Here is a 22,444-nt window from a genome sequence, read left to right on the forward strand (position 1 = left end):
AGTGAACTGCAGATATGGCTCTCCGTTGACACATCACTTGCGTACTTTATGCTCACGCATTGCAGCCCAAAGTGACATCATATATACTCAATTTAGACCGCAAAACAACTCACTCCATGCAAGCCATTTCAAGCCTCCGTTCTCGAGATTCGTCAAGAAGCAACACAAGCCGCTTCAGCTCGCGATCGAGGACGCGGTAGAGGAAATCTGCGAGAGTCCGGCTATTGGAGAGGCAAAGACCGGTGATTTGCAAGGCATACGCGTTTTTAAGTTCGTGCATTAAAAGCAGGAGTACTTGGTCGCATACCGGCCGCCGACCGATGAAGAGATAGCAGCTGAGAATGTAAAAGTTGATCTGTTATTTATCGATTTTTACCAGGCAGGAACACACGAAAATTTTTATGCAGATTTGAAAAAATACCTGAAATCATGAGAGGTCAACCATGAACCACCCAACTGCCGATGCTGTCTTCCAGGACTTTCGAAAGCTCACGAAGAAGGAACGCGCGCGTTTTTACGAGTTACTTGGCGAGAACAGCTTGAGCGACGAGGACCTCTCACACGAGCAAGTCTTCGGCCACCTGAGTGGCGCTGAATTCACTGCCGCGGAAGCTGCACAGTATCTGGACGTTTCGATGTCGACATTCCGGCGTTATGTCAGTGCCAACAAGATTCGGGCCACATCGCAAATCGGTCGAAGCGACATGTTCGCGACAGCAGACCTGAAGGCGTTCAAGCGCTCGCTGCGAGAAGTAAAAGGAGCCTGATCTCATTCGCTACCGCTCGACAGCGGCTCTTCAGCGCCGGCCCGGCACGATATCCACGCCGATCTGCTCCGCCAGCGCCAGCAATTCCCCATACGCTGCCGCATCCTCCACCAGGCTGCGCGTCGGCGCGCCCGGCTGCAGCACGCCATCGGCGATGCGGTCGCCGAACAGCACCAGCGCCCGCGCGCTGTCGTCCTGGCGCGAAATCCAGAGCAGGCCCTGCACCTGCGGCAGCGCGGCGTGGATCGCCACCGCCCATTGGCGGGTGGTCGGGTACTGGTCTTTTTCGGTATCGATCAGCTGCTTGCGTTCGACGCCGAGTTTGCGCAGCGCGCGGCTGCCGAGGTCGGCCAGCAGCAGGTCCTGGGCGGCCATGAATTGCGAATGCCCCTGCCCTGCCAGCTTGTACTTGTCGTAGGTCTTGAAGCCGGCCGTGAAGGGCACGTCGTGGAACACGCTTTCCATGGCGGCGCAGGCGAAGCTGGCGCCGCCGTAGAGCGTGGGGATGCGTGCTCCGCCGGCATCCACGATGGGACTGAAGCGGGCATTGCCTTTGATGCCGGGATTGAACTGGACCGCGCCGTAGTCGCGGTGATGGACGCGGTGGATGACGGTAGCGCGCGGCCAGGTGGCGGTGGTGACATGCAGGATGGGTGGTGGCGCGATGGCCGCGCCGGGGATGGAGGGTGCGTCCGGCCTGGCGGCCGTCTTAACCATGCAGCACGCCTTCGCATTCGTCGGCGGCCGCGGCCAGTACGCGCTCGGGCTCGCGCGCCAGCAGGTCGCGCGGCGTTTTGCCGCCGAGGTAGCTGTTGGCGGACATGAACCAGTAGGACAAGCCCCAGCTGTCCTTGGCGTCGCCGAACAATCTGATGACGTCGGCCAGCGCCTTGCGCGGCCGGTAGCCGGCTTGTGGGTCGAGGCCGTAGCTGGGAAAATAATCGATGCCGTTGTGGCGGATGGCGAAGATAGTGCCGTCGCGCTTCCACTTGTTGGGCTGTGCGCTCGGATTGCTGGCGCTGAATCCTGCTGCCACCGCGATCTGGGCCGCCGTCATCCAGTCGCCGCTATCGATCACGGCGGTGCGGGCGCGCGCCAGCATGGCGGCTTCCTTGAGTTCGTTCGGCGTGGGCGGCGCCTTGGGTACCAGCGCCTCGACGATTGCTTCGAGCGATTGCCGGTGGTGGTTGCCGACGATGGTTTTGACGAGGTCGGCAATATTCGCAAAGGTTTCCGCCATCGCCGCCGCCTCGCGTGGTGTCGCATGGGCGATTGCCACTGCCACGACCTGTTCGGCATCGACCCCGTCGAGGCCCCGGCTGACCTCGCCAGGCTTGCCCGCAAGGGTTGAAATACCGGACACTCCGTATTCCAGTACGCGCATGCTGCCTCCTGCTGAGATTAGATTGAACGGCATGACTTCATACTAACCCATATAACCGCTTCGTGCCAGATGCGGTGCTGGCGCCGATCAAGACGGGCTTTCAGGAAGATTTCAGCTGTTCTTTATTAAAAGCACGTACATTGCGCACGCACCTGCGATTTTTGCGATATCTTGCTATACTATTCTTTACTCGCAGAGCTCGCAAAAATCGCACATATCCAGCAACGGAGGACAACATGGGACTGACAGCGCATTATTCCAGCTTTATCCCAAAGTCTGCACGGCGCGGACGCAAGTCATCCGGTCTGCAAGACCTGAATGATTTGCTGACCCAAATCACCAAGGAAGCGGTCAGCAGCGCATTGGCCGAGTTCGGTGTCGTAGCCGCTCCGCAGGAACACGCGCAGGAACACGTGCGCAAGTACATTGTCAAAATAAAAGGTAGGGGCCGGACGCCTGCCCCCATCGGTGTCGAAACGCTCGCGCCAGCCACCGCCCCGGAGCGTGCACCGATGCCGGTGCAGGATATGGTCGACCAGTCACCGATTCGCCGCGCCGACCCGCTCATCGAAAAATTGCAGCAACGCGCGGTGGAGCAAGTATTGAACGGAACAACCTGGCTGACGTCGAAGGAAGTCAGCGACCAGGTCGATCCGGCGGCAAAGAACAAGCATGCGCTGGCCCACCGCCTGCTGGGCCAGCGGCGCGTGTTTGCCATCAATCGGCGCAATCAGAAAGAGTTTCCCCGCTACCAGTTCGACCCGCTCGGACAACCGATCGACGCGGTCGCCAGGGTGCTCGAGATCTTCCAGGGCTACACGCCATTTCGTATCGCATCGTGGTTCGAGTCGACCAGTTCCGAACTCGGCGGGCGCCGCCCCCGCGAAGTACTTGCCGATAACCCGGCGGCGGTGATCGAAGCGGCTGCCGCCCACGTGCGCGGAGCCACGCATGGTTGATGGCCCCGCGGAGAAACTGCCCTACCTGCCCGAACCGCCGCCGCCCTGTCTGTTCCGCCTGCGCCGGCAGGCGGCATCCGAATGGTGCCGCGTCCACAACTTCGATCCGGCGACCGGCCACTTCCAGCCGGACGCTTTCAACGACACCACGAACGGCAACGCCCGCTTTAGCCCGCTCATCGATCCCGATACGAACAAAGTCATTCCGACTATCTACGCCGCCGAAACCGAGGCAGGTGCGATTTCCGAAGTGATCCTGCACGACATACCGACCCCATCGACCGGCTACTTGCACGACTGGGACCGCGACAAGGCGGGCAAGCAGCACCTGAGCAAGATTCATCTTCCCGACCTGCAACTGGTGGACCTGCAACAGGGCTTGCAGGCGGCTGGGCTGGAACAATGGGAACTGTTCGGAACCAACAAGCCGGACTATCCGCGTACACGCAGGTGGGCCTTGTATATCTGGAAAACCATGCCCGATGCGGCGGGCCTCATCTGGATGTCGAAGCGCGCGAACGAAGGCGCGGCCTTGATGTTGTTCGGCGACCGGGTAGCGCCCGGCGCAATCACGGTAACCATGAAGCCGGCGCCGATTGCCCAGTACGAAGCGACCGTGCTGACCATCCTCGATCGCCTCGGCTGTGGCTTGGCTTTCAGTTGATGCGGCGTAAATTCGACGCGCGATCCGGTCGCGCATTTCAAGAAAAAGGGAAAACCCCTAGAATAGGTTGATCTGCGGAATTAACGCGCTCACCTATCGGAAAACCTGTGTTGGAAACTCTTCTCTTCGCCGCCCCTGGCTTGCTCGGTCCCACCCTCGTCGCCGGCCTGCTCGGCTTGCTCATCGGCAGTTTCCTGAACGTGGTGATCCACCGCATCCCGAAGATGATGCAGCGCGAATCCGACAATTACGTGGCCCACGAAAGCGGCAAGGAATTGCCGCATACCGACCGCTACAACCTGATGGTGCCCCGTTCCGCCTGTCCTCATTGCGGCCACCAGATCACGGCGCTGGAAAACATTCCCGTGATCAGCTGGCTGGCGCTGCGCGGCAAGTGCCGCAAGTGCAAGGCGCCGATCTCGGCGCGCTATCCGGCGGTCGAACTGCTGACCGGCCTGCTGTCGGCCGCTCTGGTGTGGACATTCGGCAGCGGCGCCGCCGGCATGGCGACCCTGCTGTTCGCCTGGCTGCTGATCGCGATGACCTTCATCGATGTCGATACCCAGCTGCTGCCCGACGATTTGACCTTCCCGCTGCTGTGGGCGGGTCTGCTGATCAACCTGAACGGTACCTTCGTTCCGCTGCACGACGCCGTGATCGGCGCGGTGGCCGGCTACCTGGTGCTGTGGGCCGTGTACTGGCTATTCAAGCTCGCCACCGGCAAGGAAGGCATGGGCTACGGCGACTTCAAGCTGCTGGCGGCGCTGGGCGCCTGGCTCGGCTGGGCGATGCTGCCGACGATCATTTTGCTGTCTTCGGTGGTGGGCGCGTTAGTGGGCGTCAGCCTGATCGTGTTCGCCAAGCGCGGGCGCGACAAGCCGATCCCGTTCGGTCCCTACCTTGCCGCGGCCGGCATGATCGCGCTGTTCTACGGCGACCAGCTCGGCGGCATCTTCCAGGGCGTGTTCGGGTAAGACCATGGAGAGCGGCCAAAAACACGCATTCTCCGTCGGCCTGACCGGCGGCATCGGCTGCGGCAAGACGACTGTCGCCGACATGTTCGGCGCGCTCGGCGCTTCGCTGGTCGACACCGACGCCATCGCCCACGCCCTCACCGCGCCGCACGGCGCCGCCATGCCGGCCATCCTGGCCGAATTCGGCGCCGGCTTCGCCACGCCGGACGGCGCCATGGACCGCGCCAAAATGCGCGAACTCGTGTTCACCGATCCCGGTGCCCGTACGCGCCTGGAAGCGATCCTGCATCCGCGCATCCGCGAAGCGACCGCCGCCGCGGCGGCCGTCGCCACCGGCCCCTATGTGATCTTCGTGGTGCCGCTCCTGATCGAGTCCGGTACCTGGCGCGAGCGCGTGACGCGCGTTCTTGCAATTGATTGCAAAGAGGAGACCCAAGTCGCGCGCGTCATGGCTCGCAACAACCTGCTTGAGGCGCAGGTGCGCGCCATCATGGCGGCCCAGGTCACGCGCGAACAGCGCCTCGCCGCGGCCGACGACGTGGTCGTCAATGACGACGGCCTGGACACCTTGCGGCCCCAGGTCGAGCGCCTGCATGCGTTCTACATGGCGGAAAGCGCGCGCCTGGCCGCTGCTACAATGCAGGGTTTGTAATTTTGCTCCGCATGGTTCAGAATCACGGAGTTGCTCGCCAGCCCACATTCAGGGGAATGTCACTTTGATCGTCTACGAATATCCTTTCAACGAGCGCATTCGCACGTTGTTGCGGCTGGAGGACCTGTACGAGAAATTCAAGTTCTTTGTACGTCAGGAGCACCCGATGCAGCACCACGTGGCGCTCTCGACGATCTTCGACATGCTGGAAGTGGCCGGCCGCGCCGACCTGAAGTCCGACCTGCTGCAGGAACTCGAGCGCCAGAAGCAAAGCCTGCTGGCCTACCGCAGCAACCCCAACGTGGCGCCGGAAGCGCTCGACGCCATCCTCGCCGAACTCGACCAGGTCAGCAGCGCCCTCGTGGCGAGCCAGGGCAAGACCGGCCAGAACGTGCGCGACAATGAATGGCTGATGAGCATCCGCGGCCGCACCATCATTCCCGGCGGCGCCTGCGAATTCGACCTGCCCTCGTACTACGCCTGGCAGAAACGTCCGTATGACCAGCGCCATGCCGACATCATGGGCTGGTTCGGTCCGCTGACGCCGCTGTGCGACGCCCTCGCCCTGGTGCTGCGCCTGCTGCGCGATTCGGGCCGCCCGACCAAGATGATCGCCGCCGCCGGCAGCTACCAGCAAATGCTGCAGGGGAAGGTGTACCACATGCTGCGCCTCGGCCTGGACGAATCGCTCGGTGCGATTCCCGAAATCTCGGCCAACAAGTATATGCTGTGGGTACGCTTCACCACCCAGGGCGGCGACCTGAAACCGAAGTCGCTGGAAGAAGATGTACCATTCGAGCTCACCCTCTGTAATTTCTGAAGCCTGACACGTACCGCCATGACCGTTGTAGCCTGCCCCACCTGCGCCAAAAAAGTCGAATGGACGCCTGAAAACAAGTACCGTCCGTTCTGCTCCGAGCGCTGCAAACAGATCGACCTCGGCGCCTGGGCCGAAGAAAAGTACACCATCCCCGCCGCTGCGCCGAACGAGCCGCAGCACGACCCGCTGGACGACGACAAGCACTGAACCGGAGCGCTGGCGCACCGTAGGGTGCGCACTTGTGCGCACGCGGTACGGTTGTTGATCATCGACTCGGCATCCTGGTGATACGTTTCGATGATCACGCGTGGTACCGCGTGGGCACGAGAGCGGATCGCCGCCCGGCCCACCCTACAACAACTTACGCGGTAACGCTGATCCCGCCCGGCACCAGCACCGGCTTGTTGCGGCGGCCATAACGATCCATGAACAAGCCTTCCAGGCCGATCTCCGGCTGGCGCCCCGAGACCATGTCGGCCAGCACGCGGCCGGAGCCGCAGGCCATGGTCCAGCCGAGCGTGCCGTGGCCGGTATTGAGGAACAGGTTGCGGTACGGGGTCGGGCCGACCACCGGCGTGCCGTCCGGCGTCATCGGGCGCAGGCCGCACCAGAACTCGGCCTTGCTCACGTCGCCGCCCTGCGGGAACAGGTCGGTCACCGAGTGTTCCAGCGTGTCGCGGCGCGCCTTGTGCAGGCTCAGGTCGAAGCCGGCCAGTTCGGCCGTACCGCCGACGCGGATGCGGTCGCCCAGGCGCGTGATCGCGACCTTGTAGGTTTCGTCCATGATGGTCGATTCCGGCGCGCCGGCGGCGTTCGTGATCGGCACCGTGATCGAATAGCCCTTCACCGGATACACCGGGATGTGGATACCGATCTGTTTCAGCACGAAGGGCGAATAGCTGCCCAGCGCCAGCACGAAGGAATCGGCCTTCAGTTCGCCCTGCGAGGTGACCACGCCGACCACCTTGTCGCCTTCGACCGAGAGGCGCTTGATCTCGACGCCGTGGCGGAATTTCACGCCCAGTTCCTTGGCCATCTCGGCCAGCTTCTGGGTGAACTTGAAGCAGTCGCCGGTTTCGTCGTTCGGCAGCAGCAGGCCGCCGACGAATTTGCCGCGCACGTTTTTCAATGCCGGTTCATAGGCTTCGCAGCCGGCCGGATCGAGCACCTTATAAGGCACGCCATACTGCTGCAGCACGGCGATGTCGGTGGCGGCGCCATCCAGTTGCTTCTGGGTGCGGAACAGTTGCAGGGTGCCCTGGGTGCGCTCGTCGTAGGCGATGCCGGTGTCGGCGCGCAGCTGCACCATCACGTCGCGGCTGTACTCGGCCAGGCGCACCATGCGGCCCTTGTTGATGGCGTAGCTCTTGTGATTGCAGTTGGCCAGCATCGACAGCATCCAGCGCCACTGATTCGGGTCGAGCTTGGGACGCACCACCAGCGGGCTGTGCTGCATCATCAGCCACTTGACGGCCTTCGCCGGCACGCCGGGACCAGCCCACGGCGAGGCGTAGCCGGGCGAGATTTCGCCGGCGTTGCCGTAACTCGTTTCCATGCCGGCGGCCGGCTGGCGGTCGATGACCGTGACGTCGTGCCCCGACTGGGCCAGGTAATACGCCGTGGTGGTGCCGATGACACCACTACCCAAGACGATGATTTTCACAGGGATCCTTGAACAGATTGGTTGACTGCGTTTTTACCCGGCATAACGCAGCTGATCGAGCCACGCCAGCAGGGGGATGGTAGCGGGCAGCAGCGGGGTAAGGCCGACTGTCCCTTGCCACGCAAAGGCCTGGCCTTCCAGGCTTTGCGGTTCGCCGCGCCAGTCGCGGCTGATATAAAAATGAAGCCGCACATGGGCGTGCTCGTAGACATGTTCGACACAGCACCATTGCTCGGCACTGACGATGTGCACGCCCAGTTCCTCGACGAATTCGCGCTGCAGGGCGGTGAAGATGTCTTCGTCCCGCTCGACTTTACCGCCGGGGAATTCCCAGTAGCCCGCATAGGGTTTACCGTCCGGGCGCTGACCGAGCAGCACGTCGCCGTTCGGGCGCATCAGGATGCCGACCGCCACATCGATCGGCCGGGTTGTCGCTTGCTGCATCGGTGGTCCATCCGGAAAAGCCGATATTGTACGCCAGCCTGATGCTTAAAGCATTGGCAGTGTTGCAGGGATCGGTACAAAAAAGCGGGGTGGGATAACCGGCGGGAATGGGGTTTTACGGCGGCGATATCGAAACGCTGATTTGGGGTTCGTAGGGTGGACTCCGTCCACGCGGTGATACGTGGCAGCGAGATCGTCGAGCACGATAACGGAGCCGTCGCGTATCACGCGTGGACGAAGTCCACCCTACGTTCATTGCTGATCTGGCTCCGTGGCGAGCTTGCCGGCGTAATCCTTGGCGAACTGCCAGGCCACGCGCCCGGAACGCGAACCGCGGCCCAGGGCCCATTGCAGCGCCTCGCCCCGCGCGGACTCGATCTGCGCCGGCGTGCAGCCGAAACTGCTTAACCAGTGCGCCACGATTTCCAGATAGTCGTCCTGGCGGAACGGGTAGAACGACAGCCACAAGCCGAAGCGCTCCGACAGCGAAATCTTTTCTTCCACCGCCTCGCCCGGATGCAGCTCGCCATCGTCGCCGTGTTTGTAGCCCGTGTTGTCCGCCATCTTTTCCGGCATCAGGTGGCGCCGGTTCGAGGTGGCGTAGATCAGGACGTTGTCCGACTGGGTCGCCACGCTGCCGTCGAGCGCCACCTTCAGCGCCTTGTAGCCGGCCTCCCCTTCCTCGAACGAGAGGTCGTCGCAAAAGATCACGAAGCGTTCGGGACGCGCCGCCACCAGGTCGACGATGTCGGGCAGGTCGGCGAGATCGGCCTTGTCGACCTCGATCAGGCGCAGGCCCTGGTCGGCAAAGCCGTTCAGGCAAGCCTTGATGAGCGACGATTTGCCGGTGCCGCGCGCACCCGTCAGCAGGACGTTGTTGGCCGGCCGGCGCGCCACGAACTGGCGCGTGTTCTGTTCGATCTGGCGCTTTTGCGCATCGACGTGCTGCAGGTCCTCGAAGCGGATGGTCGAGGCGTGCAGCACCGGCTGCAGGTAACAGCCGCCGCCGCCCGCGCGGCGGCGCCAGCGAAAGGCGAACGCGCGCCTGAAATCCGGCTCGCGCGGCGCCGGTGGCAGGATCGCCTCGACCCGGGCCAACAAGCCTTCGGCGCGGTGCAGGAACTGTTCGAGCGGCGTCATGCGCTTCCCTGCTTACGAGCGGTAGTCGGCGTTGATGCTGACGTAGTCGTGCGACAGGTCGCAGGTCCAGACGGTGGCGCTGGCATCGCCGCGTCCCAGGGTGACGCGCACCAGGATCTCGGCCTGCTTCATCACGCGCTGGCCATCCGCTTCCTGGTAATCCGGATTGCGCCCGCCCGCTTTCGCGACCCAGACGTCGTCCAGGTACAGATCGAGCTTGGTCACGTCGAGGTCGTCGACGCCGGCATAGCCGACGGCGGCCAGGATGCGGCCCAGGTTCGGGTCCGAGGCGAAGAAGGCGGTCTTCACCAGCGGCGAGTGGGCGATCGCGTAGGCGATCTTGCGGCACTCCTCGAGCGAGCGGCCTTCTTCGACGGTGATGGTGATGAACTTGGTGGCGCCTTCGCCGTCGCGGATGATCTGCTGCGCCAGGTTGCGCGAGATGTCGGTGACGGCTTCTTTCAAGGCTTCGTAGTCGGCGCCCGACGCTTCGTTCACGACCAGGCTGCCGGCGCCGGTGGCGATCAGCATGAAGGAATCGTTGGTCGAGGTGTCGCCGTCGATGGTGATGCTGTTGAACGAGCGGTCGGCCGCGTATTTCACCAGTTCGTCCAGCACCGGCTGCGCCACTTTCGCGTCGAACGCGAGGTAGCCGAGCATGGTCGCCATGTTCGGCTTGATCATGCCGGCGCCCTTGCTGATGCCGGTCATGGTGACGGTGTGGCCACCGATGGTGACGGTACGCGACGCCGCCTTCGGCTGGGTGTCGGTGGTCATGATCGCCTCGGCGGCGTTGAACCAGTTGTCCGCGGTGAGGTTCTCGATCGCGGCCGGCAGGCCGGCGACGATTTTGGCGACCGGCAGCGGCTCCAGGATCACGCCGGTCGAGAACGGCAGCACCTGCTGCGCATCGCAGCCGAGCAGTTTCGCCACTTCGGCGCAGGTAGCCTGGGCATTGGCCAGGCCCGCTTCGCCGGTGCCGGCGTTGGCGTTGCCAGTATTGACCACCAGCGCGCGGATCGGCTTGCCGCCGTTGTTCACCGCTGCCAGGTTCGCCTTGCTGACCTGCACCGGCGCCGCGCAGAAGCGGTTCAGGGTGAACACGCCGGCGACGGTGGCGCCGTCGGCCAGGCGCATCACGAGGACGTCCTTGCGGTTGGGCTTCTTGATGCCGGCTTGGGCAAAACCGATGTCGATGCCGGCAACCGGTTTCAGGTCGGCGGCGACGGGCAGAGGGGAATTCACGGCCATGGTGGTCTCATTGGAAAGATTTCGAATTCAATATTGTACTGCGCGCGCCGGCAGGACGCCGCGTACCGTTTCGCGCTGTCCTGTTGCCGCCATCGCTTGAAGTGTGTCTTTCGCGCCGCAGCGTAGCGGCACGCGGTCGTTCAACAGGAACGGCATCGACGCGGAACAAATTTCATTAAAATTGCCTTACTACAATTCATGGTTGCGCGGAACGCATCCGAGGCTGCTCTGCGGCTGCGCACGGCGTCTCCCGTCTTTCACGAATAACGCAGGTTTCCACAGGATTCAGCGCACCCATGCCACCCGCACACCCTCTTGACGCTCTCCCGGCGCCCCACTGGCTCAACCAGGACCGGCTGAAAACCTATCCCCGCGTTTTCCTCTTCATGTACGTGCTGACCGGAATCTGGCTGCTGGCGGGTTCCCACGACGGCGTCGATGCGCAGGGCAAGCCCCTCGGCACCGATTTCATCGCCTTCTGGAGCGCCTCGCACACCTGGCTGCACGGCGCCGCCGCCGACGCCTACGACGTGGCCAAGCTGGCCGTCACGCAGCGCATCGCGGTTCCCGCGTCGACCAGCGTCTACGCCTGGTTCTATCCGCCGACGTTTTATCTGATCGTCCTGCCGCTTGCGCTGCTGCCGTATGCGCTGGCGTTCGCGCTGTTCACGGGCGCCACCCTGTGCGCCTTCCTCGTGCTGCTGCGGCGGGTCGTCCGCCATCCCGGCGCGCCCCTGCTGGCGCTGGCCTTTCCCGGCATCGTCATCAACTTCCTGCAAGGCCAGAACGGCTTCCTGACGGCCGCGCTGGCGGCCGCCGCGCTGCTGCTGCTCGAGCGCCGCCCCGTCGCCGCCGGCGTCTGCGTCGGCCTGCTGGCGATCAAGCCGCACCTGGCCGTCCTGTTTCCGGTGGCGCTGCTGGCCGCCGGCCACTATCGCGCGGCGCTCGCGGCTGCGCTTAGCGCCTGCCTGTTCGTGGCCGCCAGCATCCTGGTCGTCTCGCCGGAAGCGGCGCAGGCCTTTGTGCACAGCATCGTGCTGGCCCGCACGGCGCTGGAAGCGGGCGCCCTGCCCTGGCACAAGATGCCGACGGTGTTCGCCCTGGCGCGCCTGCTCGGCCTCGGCACCGGCGCGGCCTATGCCGTGCACGCCACCCTTGCCGTGCTGGTGACGCTGGCCCTGGTCCGCACCTGGCGCCGCTGTCCTTCGCCGCGCTTGCGCGCCGCGGCGCTGATGACGGGCACGCTCCTGATCAGTCCCTACCTGTTCGACTACGACCTCGTCTGGCTGGCCTTTCCGGTCGCCTGGTACGCGGCCCATGCGCTCGAGCACGGCTGGCTGCCCTGGGAGCGCGAAGTGCTCGCTGCCGCCTGGCTCACGCCGATGCTGGTCGCGCCGATCGCATGGGGCACCGGGGTGCAGGCGGCCCCGCTGGTGACGCTCGCGCTCTTTGTCATGATCGTGCACCGCGCGTGGCAGGAAGACGCTACGCAGGGGAGTACCTCATGAGCCGCGCCGACAACCCGGACATCGCCGTGGGGCGCCGCCCCTGGCGCGACTTGCTCACAGCCGAGCGCGTCAGGCTGTACGCCAGCGCGATGCTGGTGGCCCATCTGGCGGTCCTCGCCGGCTTCATACTGCTCGACCTCCTCGGCGAGCGCGCGACGCCCTTCTCCGGCAACGACTTCCGGGTATTCTGGGCCGCGTCACGGCTCGGACTCGACGGCCACGGCCTCGATGCCTACGACATCGGACGCCTGTTCCCGCTGCAGCAGTCGGTGGCGCCGGGGCTCGCCGAGGCCAAGCCCTGGCAGCACTGGTTCTATCCGCCGACTTTTCTGCTTGCCGTGCTGCCGCTGGCGCTGCTCCCCTGTTTCCTGTCGTTCCTGGTCTTCAATGCGGCGGGCCTGTGCCTGTTTCTTCGGGTGCTGCGTTTCATCATCCCGCACCGCACCGCCCCCCTGGCCGCGCTCGCGGCGCCGGCGATCCTGTTCACGGTGGCCAACGGCCAGAATTCCCTGTTCACGGCAAGCCTTGCCGGCCTGGGGCTGACCCTGCTCGAACGCCGCCCCGCCCTGGCCGGCGTCCTGATCGGCCTGCTGGCGATCAAGCCGCACCTGGCACTCCTGTTCGCCGTCGCCCTGGTCGCCGGCAAGGCCTGGCGCACCTTGTGCTGGGCGGCGCTCACCGCACTCGGCCTGCTCGGTGCGAGCGTGCTGGTGTTCACGCCGCAGTCGATGCTCACGTTTTTCAGCCAGGTGCAGGTGGCCAAGTCGTTTGCCGAGCAGGGATTGATGCCGATGGAGAAAATGCCGACGGTGTTCGCCGCCATGCGCCTGCTCGGACTCGGCGTCGGCGCCGCCAACTGGGTGCATGCCGCGGTGGCGCTGGCGGCGGCGGGCGCCGTCGGCTGGCTCTGGGCGCGGCCGGCCCCGCCCTACCTGCGCAAGGCGGCGCTCGTGCTCGGCTCGCTCCTGATCAGCCCGCACCTGTTCGACTACGACCTCGTGTGGCTGGCGTGGCCGATTGCCTGGCTCACCGTGCACGCGCTCGAGCATGGCTGGGAGCGCGGCGAGCGGCGCCTGCTGCTGCTGGCCTGGGCGGCCCCGATCCTGGCCAGCCTGTTCGCCCACACCCTCCGGCTCCAGGTCGCCCCGCTGGTCATCGTGCTGCTGCTGACGATGCTGGTACGGCGCGCGCATGCGGGGCGCAACGGCTAGTTCCTTGCGTTCGTCTCCAGCGCCTGCGCGTCTCGCGGCAAGCACCATTGCCGCGCCTTGTCAATTAGCGGTGTAGCCAGGTAATAAATACATCGGCTCAATCGTGCGCGAGGGCAACATACATATACTGAACAGGACCTGCTCACCCAGGTTCCTGCCCGTGCTGTCCGCGGGCTTACAACATGTATAAATGGAGACGGAAATGACATTCACTACCCAGGCGCGGCTGATTGCCGTGCTGTGCGCCGGCCTCGCCGCCGCGCCCGCCGCGTTCGCCGATGGCCAGGCGCGCCAGCTGACGGCGTCCGCCAAGCTGTATAAACACTACTTCCAGGAAGCGGCAAAGGAATTCGACGTGCCGGTTGAACTGCTCGAATCGATCGCCTATGCCGAAACGCGCTGGACCTCGCACGTGCCAAAAGGCCGCCTGAAAAAGAACGGCGAGCCGGAGATCGAGATCGAACCCGATCCGCACCACGGCATGCCGCCCAGCTACGGCATCATGGGCTTGCGCAACGATACCTATTTCGGCACCTCGCTGACCCAGGGCGCGGCGCTGATCCGTGTGTCGCCCGACGTCGTCATGACGGACGTGCGCAGCAACATCCGCGCCGCCGCTGCCCTCCTCTCGCAATACGGCGCGCGCAAGACCAGGAACTTCCCGCTCGAGGACTGGGAAGGCGCGGTGGCGCGCTACAGCGGCATTCCGCAACCCGAGATCGCCCAGATCTACACCTATGAAATCCTGACCGCGATCCGCCAGGGCCGCGAAGGCGCCGGTTTCAAGGTCAACCAGCGCCACGTGGAGATGGAAAAAGTCTATGGCAGGGACAAGCTCAGAAAATTGTCCGCGCGCCGCATCACGGTCGAAACCGGTGTCCCGGATCCGAAGATTTCGGTACCGGACTTCGTCGACGCGCCCGCCAAGAACAAATAAGGAGACACTCCATGAAGAAGAACATGAATGGCCTGCTGGCAGGTCTGGCGTTGGCCGCCCTCGCCCTGCAAGCGCTGCCCGCCGCCGCCTCCACTGACTATCCGCCGGCGATCTGGAATCCGGCCGCCAGCTGCAATTACTCGGCGCGCACGGCGGCGATCAGCCACGTGACCGTCCACACCACGCAGGGCTCGTACGCCGGTTCCATCTCCTGGTTCCAGAACTGCCAGGCCGGCGTCAGCGCCCACTACGTGGTGCGCTCCTCGGACGGGCAAGTGACGCAGATGGTGCGCGAAACCGACAAGGCCTGGCACGTCGGTAACTCGAACGGCTACACGATCGGCATCGAGCACGAGGGCTACATCAACGCCCCCGCCACCTGGTACACCAGCGCCATGTACAACGCCTCGGCCGCGCTGACGCGCGACATCCTCGCTTCGCGCGGGCTGTCGCAAAAGGTCTTTGATGGCAGCGGCGGCTGGAACGCGGTGCCGTCCGATTCGGTCTACAACGTCAAGGGCCACGTCAACTTCGCCAGCCAGAGCCATACCGACCCGGGTTCGGGCTGGGACTGGCCGCGCTACAAGGCGCTGGTGGCGGGCGGTACCGGCGGCGGTGGCGGCAGCGATGCGGGACTCACCTGGCCGCTGGTCCAGTACGGCGCCACCGGCGAACGCGTGCGCACCATCCAGTACCTGCTGCAGCAATGGGGCTATTCGCTCACGGTGAACGGCAGCTTCGATACCGCCACCCAGAACGCGGTGAAGAACTTCCAGACCTCGCAGGGCCTGGGCGCCGACGGCGCCGTCGGCAACGCCACCTGGCCGGCGCTGACCGTCGTCACCCAGCAGGGCGACTCGGGCGCCAAGGTGCGCGCCGTGCAGAGCCAGCTGAACGAAAGCGGTTATGGCCTGGTGGTCGACGGCATCTTCGGCGCCGGCACGAATACCGCGGTGCGCAGCTTCCAGTCGTCGAAGGGACTGGGCGTGGATGGCATCGTCGGTGACAACACCTGGAGCAAGATGGCCTGGTGATGGACGGCCCGCGCCGTTGACGTAGGGTGGGCGCCCCGTGCCCACGCGGACCGATGGTCAATGTTGGCTTGATTAATGTGTCAAACCGACGCGAACCATTACGCCGCGATTGGTGCCAACACAGTGCACATTTCCGCGTGGGCTCGGGGCGCCCACCCTACGAGGTTGTGAAAAAATCGCCATGGCTGCGTTGCCTCGTCTCGCCGTACCCTCGTACTGTCTTCGACTCGGCGCCTTGCCCTGACGATTTTTTCACAACCTCTACGGTCCAGCGCCCGATGCTTCCCGTCAGCGCACCACCAGTTCCACCCGGCGATTACGCCCGCGCCCCTCTTCCGTCGCATTCGTCGACACCGGCGCAAAACTGGCGACGCCGCGCGCGCTCAGGCGGGCGGCGGGGATGCCGTACTTGCCGCTGAGTGCCTCGACCACGGCCTGGGCGCGCTTTTGCGACAGCGCCAGGTTGGCCTCGATCTCGCCCTGGTTGTCGGTGTGGCCGACGATCAGCACCTTCATCGCCGGCGCGGCTTTCAGGGCCTCGGCCATGCTTTGCAGCTGGGTGGCGGAATCCTCGCGCAGCACGGCCTTGTTGGTATCGAAGTTCACGCCGTACAGCGCGATCTTGCCGTCGCGCTGCAGGCCGGCGCCGATCGCTTTCGCATCGACCGTGACCTTGCCCAGCGCCGCCTGGGCCGGCTCGACGATCTGGACGAACTGGCTGGCCCGTCCATCGTCGCGTTCGGCCAGGGCGACCTGCACGTAGGTGGTGCCTGCGCCGGCCTGCTTGCGCGCGCTCAGGTAATGAAAACCGGGCTGGTTGCCGCTGTTGAAGGTCGAATTCACGATGGCGTTACTCTCCGCCCATTTCGCGTCGCGGGGAAAATCCTGCACCAGCTTCTGGACGCGCAGCTTTTCGCATTGGCGGGTCTCGCAGCTGAACATCGTCTCGAATCCGGCCGCCTGCAGCGCCTGCTGGTAATTGCGGAACACTTCCAGCGCGCTGGTGCCCTGCGGTCCCCAGTAGAGGCGGTTGCTGATCCGGCCTTCGACCTCGCGCTTGACCGGCTCGTCCTTGCTGCGCTCGACCAGCTCGACCTGGGCGAGCGAGCTGGCGCCGTAGGTGTACAGCACCGACCCGGCATACCGCGACAGCAATGGATGGTCTTTTCCGCCCGCCTTGTCTTTCAGCGGCGCGGCGGCGAATGCACTCAACGTGGTAGCGACGGTCAGTGCGGCAACTGCAATGGAGCGGGAACGCGGGGCGGAAACGGGCTTCATCGTCGATGGCCTGGGACAGGCAATGGTTGAAATAGCAAGTATTTTAAGAGCGTTTTCCCTGCGCACAACAAAATCACAAAAAACACCCGTATTGCATAAGGCCGACGCCAAATAAAAAAGGCGCCCCGCAGGGCGCCTCGTCATGCCAGCAACGCAGGCTTTACGCCAGCTTGCCGTGGCAAGCCTTGAACTTCTTGCCGCTGCCGCAAGGGCATGGATCGTTGCGGCCGACCTTCACACCCATGTAGCTGTTGTGGTCTTCGGCCGTTTGCGGCGTGGTGCCCGGCGTCGCGATCGGCGCCAGCAACTCTTCCGGCGCGGCCGACGGGTTGAACTCCGAGTGCTGGAAGTTCAGGTTTTCCAGGTGCGCCGCCTGCGCGGCCATGGCCGCTTCCGCCGCCTCGACTTCTTCGCGCGACTGGATGCGCACGGTCATCACGGTGCGGATGACTTCATTCTTGATCTGGTCGAGCATGCTGCCGAACAGCTCGAAGGCTTCGCGCTTGTATTCCTGCTTCGGGTTCTTCTGCGCGTAGCCGCGCAGGTGGATGCCCTGGCGCAGGTGGTCGAGCGCCGACAGGTGTTCGCGCCAGTGGGTGTCGACGCTTTGCAGCATGACGTTGCGCTCGAAGCCGCCGAAGGATTCCTTGCCGACGATGGCGATCTTGCTGTTGTACGAAGCGTCGGCCGCGGCCAGCACCCGTTCCAGGATGTCGTCGTCGTTCAGGTTCGGCTCGTCCACCAGCATCTGCTCGAGCGGCACGTCCAACGCCCATTCGGCCGCCAGGGTCGACTGCAGCGCCTTGATGTCCCACTGCTCTTCGACCGATTCGGCCGGCACGTGGGTGCGCACGATGTCGGTGTAGGTGCCGGCGCGCAGCGAGGCGATCAGTTCCGAGATGTCGGCCGCTTCCAGCAGCTCGTTACGCTGGGTGTAGATCACCTTGCGCTGGTCGTTGGCGACGTCGTCGTATTCGAGCAACTGCTTGCGGATGTCGAAGTTGCGCGCTTCGACCTTGCGCTGGGCGGTCTCGATCGAACGCGTGACGATGCCCGCCTCGATCGGCTCGCCTTCCGGCATTTTCAGGCGTTCCATGATCGCGCGCACGCGGTCGCCGGCGAAGATGCGCAGCAGCGTGTCGTCCAGGCACAGGTAGAAGCGCGAGGAACCCGGATCGCCCTGGCGGCCCGAACGGCCGCGCAGCTGGTTGTCGACGCGGCGCGATTCGTGGCGCTCGGTGCCGATGATGTGCAGGCCGCCGGCATTCACCACGTGGTCGTGCAGCGACTGCCATTCGTCGCGCAGCTGCCTGGCTTGCGCGGCTTTCTCGGCTTCTGACAGGTCGTTGTTCGCTTCGATGATCTGGATCTGCTTCTCGACGTTACCGCCGAGGACGATGTCGGTACCGCGGCCAGCCATGTTGGTGGCGATGGTGATCATCTTCGGACGGCCCGCCTGGGCGATGATTTCCGCTTCACGGGCGTGCTGCTTGGCGTTCAGGACGTTGTGCGGCAAGCCGGCCTTGGTGAGGATGCCGGACAGCAGTTCCGAGTTCTCGATCGAGGTCGTACCCACCAGCACGGGCTGGCCGCGCTCGTAGCAATCCTGGATGTCCATCAACATCGCGTTGTACTTTTCCTGCGCCGATTTATAGACCTGGTCCTGGCGGTCCTTGCGCTGCGACGGACGGTTCGGCGGGATGACGACGGTCTCGAGGCCGTAGATTTCCTGGAACTCGTAGGCTTCGGTGTCGGCCGTACCGGTCATGCCGGACAGCTTGGTGTACATGCGGAAGTAGTTCTGGAAGGTGATCGAGGCCAGGGTCTGGTTCTCGTTCTGGATGCGCACGCCTTCCTTGGCCTCCACCGCCTGGTGCAGGCCGTCGGACCAGCGCCGGCCCGTCATCAGGCGGCCGGTGAATTCGTCGACGATGGTCACTTCGTTGTTCTGCACCACGTAGTGCTGGTCCTTGTGGTACAGGACGTGGGCGCGCAGCGCCGCATACAGGTGGTGGATCAGCGTGATGTTGGCCGCGTCGTACAGCGAGGCGCCTTCCGGCAGCAGGCCCATCTTGGTGAGGATGGCTTCGGCGTTCTCGTGGCCGGCCTCGGTCAGCAGCACGGTGTGCGCTTTCTCGTCCTTGATGTAGTCGCCCGGGACTTCGATCTTGCCCTTGCCGTCCGGCGTTTCTTCGCCGATTTGCTGGACCAGCTGCGGCGGCACCGCGTTCATGCTGTGGTACAGGTCGGTATGGTTCTCCGCCTGGCCCGAAATGATCAGCGGCGTACGCGCTTCGTCGATCAGGATCGAGTCGACCTCGTCGACCACGGCGAAGTTCAGGCCGCGCTGCACGCGTTCGCGCGCTTCGTAGACCATGTTGTCGCGCAGGTAGTCGAAACCGAATTCGTTATTCGTACCGTAGGTGATGTCGGAACCGTAGGCGGTCTGCTTGGTGCCATGGTCCATCTGCGACAGGTTCACGCCGGTGGTCAGGCCGAGCCAGCCGTACAGGCGGCCCATCGAGTCGGCATCGCGCTGCGCCAGGTAATCGTTGACGGTAATGACGTGCACGCCCTTGCCCGACAGCGCGTTCAGGTAGACCGGCAGGGTTGCCATCAAGGTCTTGCCTTCACCCGTGCCCATCTCGGCGATCTTGCCTTCGTGCAGGACCATACCGCCGATCATTTGCACGTCGAAATGGCGCATCTTGAGCACGCGCTTGGCGGCTTCGCGGCAGACGGCAAAGGCTTCCGGCAGGATGGCGTCGAGCGTCTCGCCCTTGGCGACACGGTCCTTGAAATACGGGGTCTTGGCCTGGAGATCGGCGTCCGACAGCGCTTCCATCTGCGGCTCGAGCGCGTTGATCTGACGCACGGTTTTTTGATATTGCTTGAGCAGCCGCTGGTTGCGGCTACCGAAAATCTGGGTCAGTAATGACATGCTAAGTTTCTTAAAAAGACGCCGCAAAAAGAGCCAGGGATGATATCAAAAGCGATACCTACTCAAGGGAACCTTGAAAAACCTACTGCGCGTTGTCATGACGGTCGCTACGGTTTTTCGAGGCCCCCTAAAGGCTGACGGGGGGCATAAAGCGAATGATTTTATCATGCGATGCGGCCACACTTGGGGATGATAGGCATGATAACAAGTGTCGTGCCTGAAAGAATGTTGCCAAATTGCCTTGCCCGGGGCGGATTACCACATCCGGCAGGTGGTTATGGTATGTTGCGGCCTTAGAACCACCTCTTTTTCCACCCCCGATGCATATCTACGGCACCCGCAACCGCAAGACCTCGTTCGACGTCACGGACTTCCTGCGCTCGAACGACCGCATGGCGAGCCTGCTGCCGGCTGCGCTGCGCATGGCCGACCTGCAGCGCGACGTCGGTTTCGCCCTGCCGGCCATCGCCGGCAATTGCGACGTGCTGTCGTTCCAGGACGGCGTGCTGACCCTCGCCGTGCCGAGCTCGGCCGTCGCGGCGCGCCTGAAGCAGAACCTGCCGAAGCTGCAGAGTACTTTGTTGGCGCGCGGCTGGCAGGTGACGTCGATGCGGCTGAAGGTGCAGGTCACGCGCGCCATGCCGCAGCAGGTGCAAACGCGGGTGCTGGAATTGCCGCCGACGGCGGTCGATGCGTTCGAGGAGTTGGGCGACAGTTTGCCGGATACGCCGCAGAATGCGGCGCTGGTGGCGGCGGTGAAACGCTTGGCGGCGAAACGGCGCGGATAATCAGCCGGTGCAGGCGGGCATGCCCGCCCTACGGTGCGCCACCGTCATCATTGTATTGTTGGCCGCGGTATAACGTAGGGCGGGCATGATGGGCGTATGCACTCCCGACCGCATCACATCATCACGTCTGCGCCCACTCCTGCTGCATCTGCTTCACGTACGATGCCGGCGCACCCTCGGCTCCATCGAACGACACGATCTCGTACGCATCCGGCCGCGCCAACAAGGCGCGCAGCAGGTCGTTGTTGAGCGCGTGGCCTGACTTGTGCGCCTCGTAGGCCGCCAGCAGCGGATGCCCGACCAGGTACAAATCGCCGATCGCATCGAGAATCTTGTGGCGCACGAATTCGTCGTCGTAGCGCAGGCCATCGGCGTTGAGGATGCGGTACTCGTCCATCACGATCGCGTTTTCCAGCGAGCCGCCGCGCGCCAGGCCCATGCCGCGCAGGCTTTCGACGTCCTGCATGAAGCCGAAGGTGCGCGCGCGCGCCACGTCGTGCACGTAGGACACGTGGGCGAAATCGACCGTCGCGTTCTGCATCGTGCCGTCCACCGCCGGGTGATTGAATTCAATAAAGAAATCGAGCTTGAAGCCGTCGTGCGGTTTCAACCGCGCCCACTTCTCGTTGTGGCCGCTGCCCTGGCGCACTTCGACTTCCTTCAGCACGCGAATAAATTTCTTCGGCGCAGCCTGGTCCTCGACGCCCGCTTGCTGCAGCAGGAACACGAAGGAAGACGCCGAGCCGTCCATGATCGGGATTTCCTCGGCCGTGACCTCGATGTACAGGTTGTCGATGCCGAGGCCGGCACAGGCCGACATCAGGTGTTCGACGGTCGAGACGCGCGCGCTGTCCTTGATCAGCACCGAGGCCATGCGCGTGTCGCCGACGACGTCGGCACTGGACGGGAATTCGACGACCGGATCGAGGTCGACGCGGCGGAACACGATGCCGGTATCGACCGCCGCCGGACGCAGCGTCAATTCGACCTTGCGGCCCGAGTGCAGCCCGACGCCGGTCGTGCGCACCAGTTCTTTGATGGTTCGTTGTTTGAGCATGGATCGATTATATCGCCGCTGGAAAATCGCTGCCGAACCCGACCCTTGCAGCTCAGCAATATCATGGATGCTCGCTGTCGACGTGCACTTTCTCGTGCCGGATCAGGTAGATGCCGCTGCCGATGATGATGGTCGCGCCGATCAGCGTGTACCGGTCGGGCAGCGTCTGCCACAGCAGCCAGTCGATCGCCACGCCCCAGGCCAGCGCCGAATATTCGAATGGCGCCACCACCGAGGCTTCGCCATGACTAAACGCTTCGGTGATCGCCAGCTGGCCGAAGAAGCCGGAAATGGCCAGCCCCAGCAGCAGCCAGGCATGGGCCGGGTCGAGCGCCACCCAGTTCGGCGCCGCCAGCGTGGTGGCGCCGATCGCCATCAGGAGCATCAGCCAGAACATCATCTGGCGCGTGCTGTTGGTGCGCGCCTGCACCCGCGCCGCGATCGCCGACACCGCATAGCACACGGCCGAGGCCAGGATCGCCAGCCCGCCCAGGGTCAGCATGCCCTCGCCTTCCGGGCGCAGCACGACCAGCACGCCCAGCAGGCCGACAACAATCGCGATCCAGCGCGCCAGGTTGACGGTCTCCTTCAAGAAAAACACCGACATCGCCGTGATCAGCGCCGGCGCGATGAAGAAGATCGAATACGCTTCGGCCAAACTCAGCTGTTTCAGCCCGTAGGCAAACAGCGCCAGCATGCCGATGCCGAGCGCGCCGCGCAGCAGGTGCAGGCCGGGGCGCACCTGCAGCATGGTCTTGAAACCGCCGCGCCAGGCCACGTAGGCGCAGACCAGCGGCAGCGAGGACAGCGCGCGCAGCGACGCCACCTGCATCGCCGGATAATGCGCGGCGAGCAGTTTCATGGCCGTGTCCATCAGCGAGAACATGAGGACGGCGATCAGCATCGCGTAGATGCTGCGCAGGTTGCCGGTGGCGCCCCTCATGGGCACACCGTTCGGCTGTCGGAATGAAA

The 22,444-nt window shown here is 64.1% G+C and carries 24 protein-coding genes; 14 read left to right on the forward strand and 10 right to left on the reverse strand.

From position 1 onward, the window contains the following. Window position 1 precedes the first annotated feature (1 nt). Complete coding sequence (locus AC56LG_RS03500) at window positions 2-283, forward strand: type II toxin-antitoxin system RelE/ParE family toxin (protein ID WP_497164739.1); 282 nt, start codon at window positions 2-4, stop codon at window positions 281-283. Between the two features lie 160 nt (window positions 284-443). Further along, window positions 444-767, forward strand: a complete 324-nt coding sequence (locus AC56LG_RS03505) for a helix-turn-helix domain-containing protein (protein WP_497164740.1) — start codon at window positions 444-446, stop codon at window positions 765-767. A gap of 30 nt (window positions 768-797) precedes the next feature. On the opposite strand, the gene AC56LG_RS03510 is transcribed toward AC56LG_RS03505, so the two are convergent. Continuing rightward, on the reverse strand, window positions 798-1,484 hold the full coding sequence (locus AC56LG_RS03510) for an RES family NAD+ phosphorylase (protein ID WP_497164741.1): 687 nt from the start codon (window positions 1,482-1,484) through the stop codon (window positions 798-800). Then, a complete protein-coding gene (locus AC56LG_RS03515) occupies window positions 1,477-2,151 on the reverse strand; it encodes a hypothetical protein (protein ID WP_497164742.1) in 675 nt (224 codons plus the stop codon). Before AC56LG_RS03515 ends, AC56LG_RS03510 begins: the two co-directional genes overlap by 8 nt. A gap of 236 nt (window positions 2,152-2,387) precedes the next feature. Between AC56LG_RS03515 and AC56LG_RS03520 the strand changes: the two genes are divergently transcribed. The 6 genes from AC56LG_RS03520 to AC56LG_RS03545 all read left to right on the forward strand — a co-directional run bounded on the left by AC56LG_RS03520 (window position 2,388) and on the right by AC56LG_RS03545 (window position 6,427). Then, window positions 2,388-3,110 carry a hypothetical protein gene (locus AC56LG_RS03520; RefSeq protein ID WP_497164743.1) on the forward strand — a complete coding sequence of 241 codons (723 nt, stop codon included), beginning with the start codon at window positions 2,388-2,390 and terminating at the stop codon, window positions 3,108-3,110. Continuing rightward, complete coding sequence (locus AC56LG_RS03525) at window positions 3,103-3,774, forward strand: RES family NAD+ phosphorylase (protein ID WP_497164744.1); 672 nt, start codon at window positions 3,103-3,105, stop codon at window positions 3,772-3,774. Before AC56LG_RS03520 ends, AC56LG_RS03525 begins: the two co-directional genes overlap by 8 nt. 107 nt (window positions 3,775-3,881) lie before the next feature. Continuing rightward, window positions 3,882-4,748: a prepilin peptidase gene (locus AC56LG_RS03530; RefSeq protein ID WP_497164745.1), complete on the forward strand. Its 867-nt coding sequence runs from the start codon at window positions 3,882-3,884 to the stop codon at window positions 4,746-4,748. 4 nt (window positions 4,749-4,752) lie between these two features. Next, window positions 4,753-5,400: a dephospho-CoA kinase gene (gene coaE, locus AC56LG_RS03535; RefSeq protein ID WP_497164746.1), complete on the forward strand. Its 648-nt coding sequence runs from the start codon at window positions 4,753-4,755 to the stop codon at window positions 5,398-5,400. A 64-nt stretch (window positions 5,401-5,464) separates the two neighbouring features. Further along, window positions 5,465-6,220, forward strand: a complete 756-nt coding sequence (gene zapD / locus AC56LG_RS03540) for a cell division protein ZapD (RefSeq protein WP_497164747.1) — start codon at window positions 5,465-5,467, stop codon at window positions 6,218-6,220. 18 nt (window positions 6,221-6,238) lie between these two features. Then, window positions 6,239-6,427, forward strand: coding sequence for a DNA gyrase inhibitor YacG (locus AC56LG_RS03545; RefSeq protein ID WP_497164748.1), 189 nt, complete (start codon window positions 6,239-6,241; stop codon window positions 6,425-6,427). Between the two features lie 154 nt (window positions 6,428-6,581). Here AC56LG_RS03545 and AC56LG_RS03550 read toward each other — a convergent pair whose 3' ends face one another. The 4 genes from AC56LG_RS03550 to argJ form a co-directional block, all read right to left on the reverse strand. After that, window positions 6,582-7,883, reverse strand: coding sequence for a D-amino acid dehydrogenase (locus AC56LG_RS03550; protein WP_497164749.1), 1,302 nt, complete (start codon window positions 7,881-7,883; stop codon window positions 6,582-6,584). Window positions 7,884-7,916: 33 nt separating this feature from the next. After that, window positions 7,917-8,327, reverse strand: a complete 411-nt coding sequence (locus tag AC56LG_RS03555; RefSeq protein WP_497164750.1) for an NUDIX domain-containing protein — start codon at window positions 8,325-8,327, stop codon at window positions 7,917-7,919. A gap of 252 nt (window positions 8,328-8,579) precedes the next feature. After that, a complete protein-coding gene (locus AC56LG_RS03560; RefSeq protein WP_497164751.1) occupies window positions 8,580-9,467 on the reverse strand; it encodes an ATP-binding protein in 888 nt (295 codons plus the stop codon). 12 nt (window positions 9,468-9,479) lie between these two features. After that, on the reverse strand, window positions 9,480-10,718 hold the full coding sequence (argJ, locus tag AC56LG_RS03565) for a bifunctional glutamate N-acetyltransferase/amino-acid acetyltransferase ArgJ (protein WP_497164752.1): 1,239 nt from the start codon (window positions 10,716-10,718) through the stop codon (window positions 9,480-9,482). Between the two features lie 296 nt (window positions 10,719-11,014). Between argJ and AC56LG_RS03570 the strand changes: the two genes are divergently transcribed. From AC56LG_RS03570 to AC56LG_RS03585, 4 genes are all read left to right on the forward strand, one after another. Continuing rightward, the gene (locus AC56LG_RS03570; RefSeq protein WP_497164753.1) at window positions 11,015-12,226 is read left to right on the forward strand and encodes a glycosyltransferase family 87 protein; all 1,212 of its coding nucleotides are present in this window, start codon (window positions 11,015-11,017) and stop codon (window positions 12,224-12,226) included. Further along, window positions 12,223-13,437, forward strand: a complete 1,215-nt coding sequence (locus tag AC56LG_RS03575) for a glycosyltransferase family 87 protein (RefSeq protein ID WP_497164754.1) — start codon at window positions 12,223-12,225, stop codon at window positions 13,435-13,437. The genes AC56LG_RS03570 and AC56LG_RS03575 overlap by 4 nt, the downstream gene beginning before the upstream one ends. A gap of 202 nt (window positions 13,438-13,639) precedes the next feature. Next, window positions 13,640-14,374 carry a hypothetical protein gene (locus AC56LG_RS03580; protein ID WP_497164755.1) on the forward strand — a complete coding sequence of 245 codons (735 nt, stop codon included), beginning with the start codon at window positions 13,640-13,642 and terminating at the stop codon, window positions 14,372-14,374. Window positions 14,375-14,385: 11 nt separating this feature from the next. Further along, window positions 14,386-15,408 carry a peptidoglycan recognition protein family protein gene (locus AC56LG_RS03585; RefSeq protein ID WP_497164756.1) on the forward strand — a complete coding sequence of 341 codons (1,023 nt, stop codon included), beginning with the start codon at window positions 14,386-14,388 and terminating at the stop codon, window positions 15,406-15,408. 288 nt (window positions 15,409-15,696) lie between these two features. Here AC56LG_RS03585 and AC56LG_RS03590 read toward each other — a convergent pair whose 3' ends face one another. Further along, the gene (locus tag AC56LG_RS03590; RefSeq protein WP_497164757.1) at window positions 15,697-16,620 is read right to left on the reverse strand and encodes an OmpA family protein; all 924 of its coding nucleotides are present in this window, start codon (window positions 16,618-16,620) and stop codon (window positions 15,697-15,699) included. A 1-nt stretch (window position 16,621) separates the two neighbouring features. On the opposite strand from AC56LG_RS03590, the gene AC56LG_RS03595 reads away from it, so the two are divergent. After that, window positions 16,622-16,801 (forward strand): hypothetical protein, encoded by a 180-nt coding sequence (locus AC56LG_RS03595; protein ID WP_497164758.1) that lies wholly within the window; start codon window positions 16,622-16,624, stop codon window positions 16,799-16,801. A 45-nt stretch (window positions 16,802-16,846) separates the two neighbouring features. Here the strand turns inward: AC56LG_RS03595 and secA are convergent, their stop codons facing one another. Next, entirely contained in the window at window positions 16,847-19,627 is a 2,781-nt protein-coding gene (secA, locus tag AC56LG_RS03600; protein ID WP_497164759.1) for a preprotein translocase subunit SecA, read from the reverse strand. Window positions 19,628-19,947: 320 nt separating this feature from the next. Here secA and AC56LG_RS03605 point away from each other — a divergent pair, with 320 nt between their 5' ends. Beyond that, window positions 19,948-20,415 (forward strand): DciA family protein, encoded by a 468-nt coding sequence (locus tag AC56LG_RS03605; protein WP_497164760.1) that lies wholly within the window; start codon window positions 19,948-19,950, stop codon window positions 20,413-20,415. A 121-nt stretch (window positions 20,416-20,536) separates the two neighbouring features. Here AC56LG_RS03605 and lpxC read toward each other — a convergent pair whose 3' ends face one another. Together lpxC and AC56LG_RS03615 are read right to left on the reverse strand one after the other, a co-directional pair. Next, on the reverse strand, window positions 20,537-21,472 hold the full coding sequence (gene lpxC / locus AC56LG_RS03610) for a UDP-3-O-acyl-N-acetylglucosamine deacetylase (protein ID WP_497164761.1): 936 nt from the start codon (window positions 21,470-21,472) through the stop codon (window positions 20,537-20,539). Between the two features lie 61 nt (window positions 21,473-21,533). After that, window positions 21,534-22,376, reverse strand: coding sequence for a DMT family transporter (locus AC56LG_RS03615; RefSeq protein WP_497165014.1), 843 nt, complete (start codon window positions 22,374-22,376; stop codon window positions 21,534-21,536). Window positions 22,377-22,444: the final 68 nt, after the last annotated feature.

Source organism: Telluria sp. ZB2R32 (assembly GCF_059685715.1).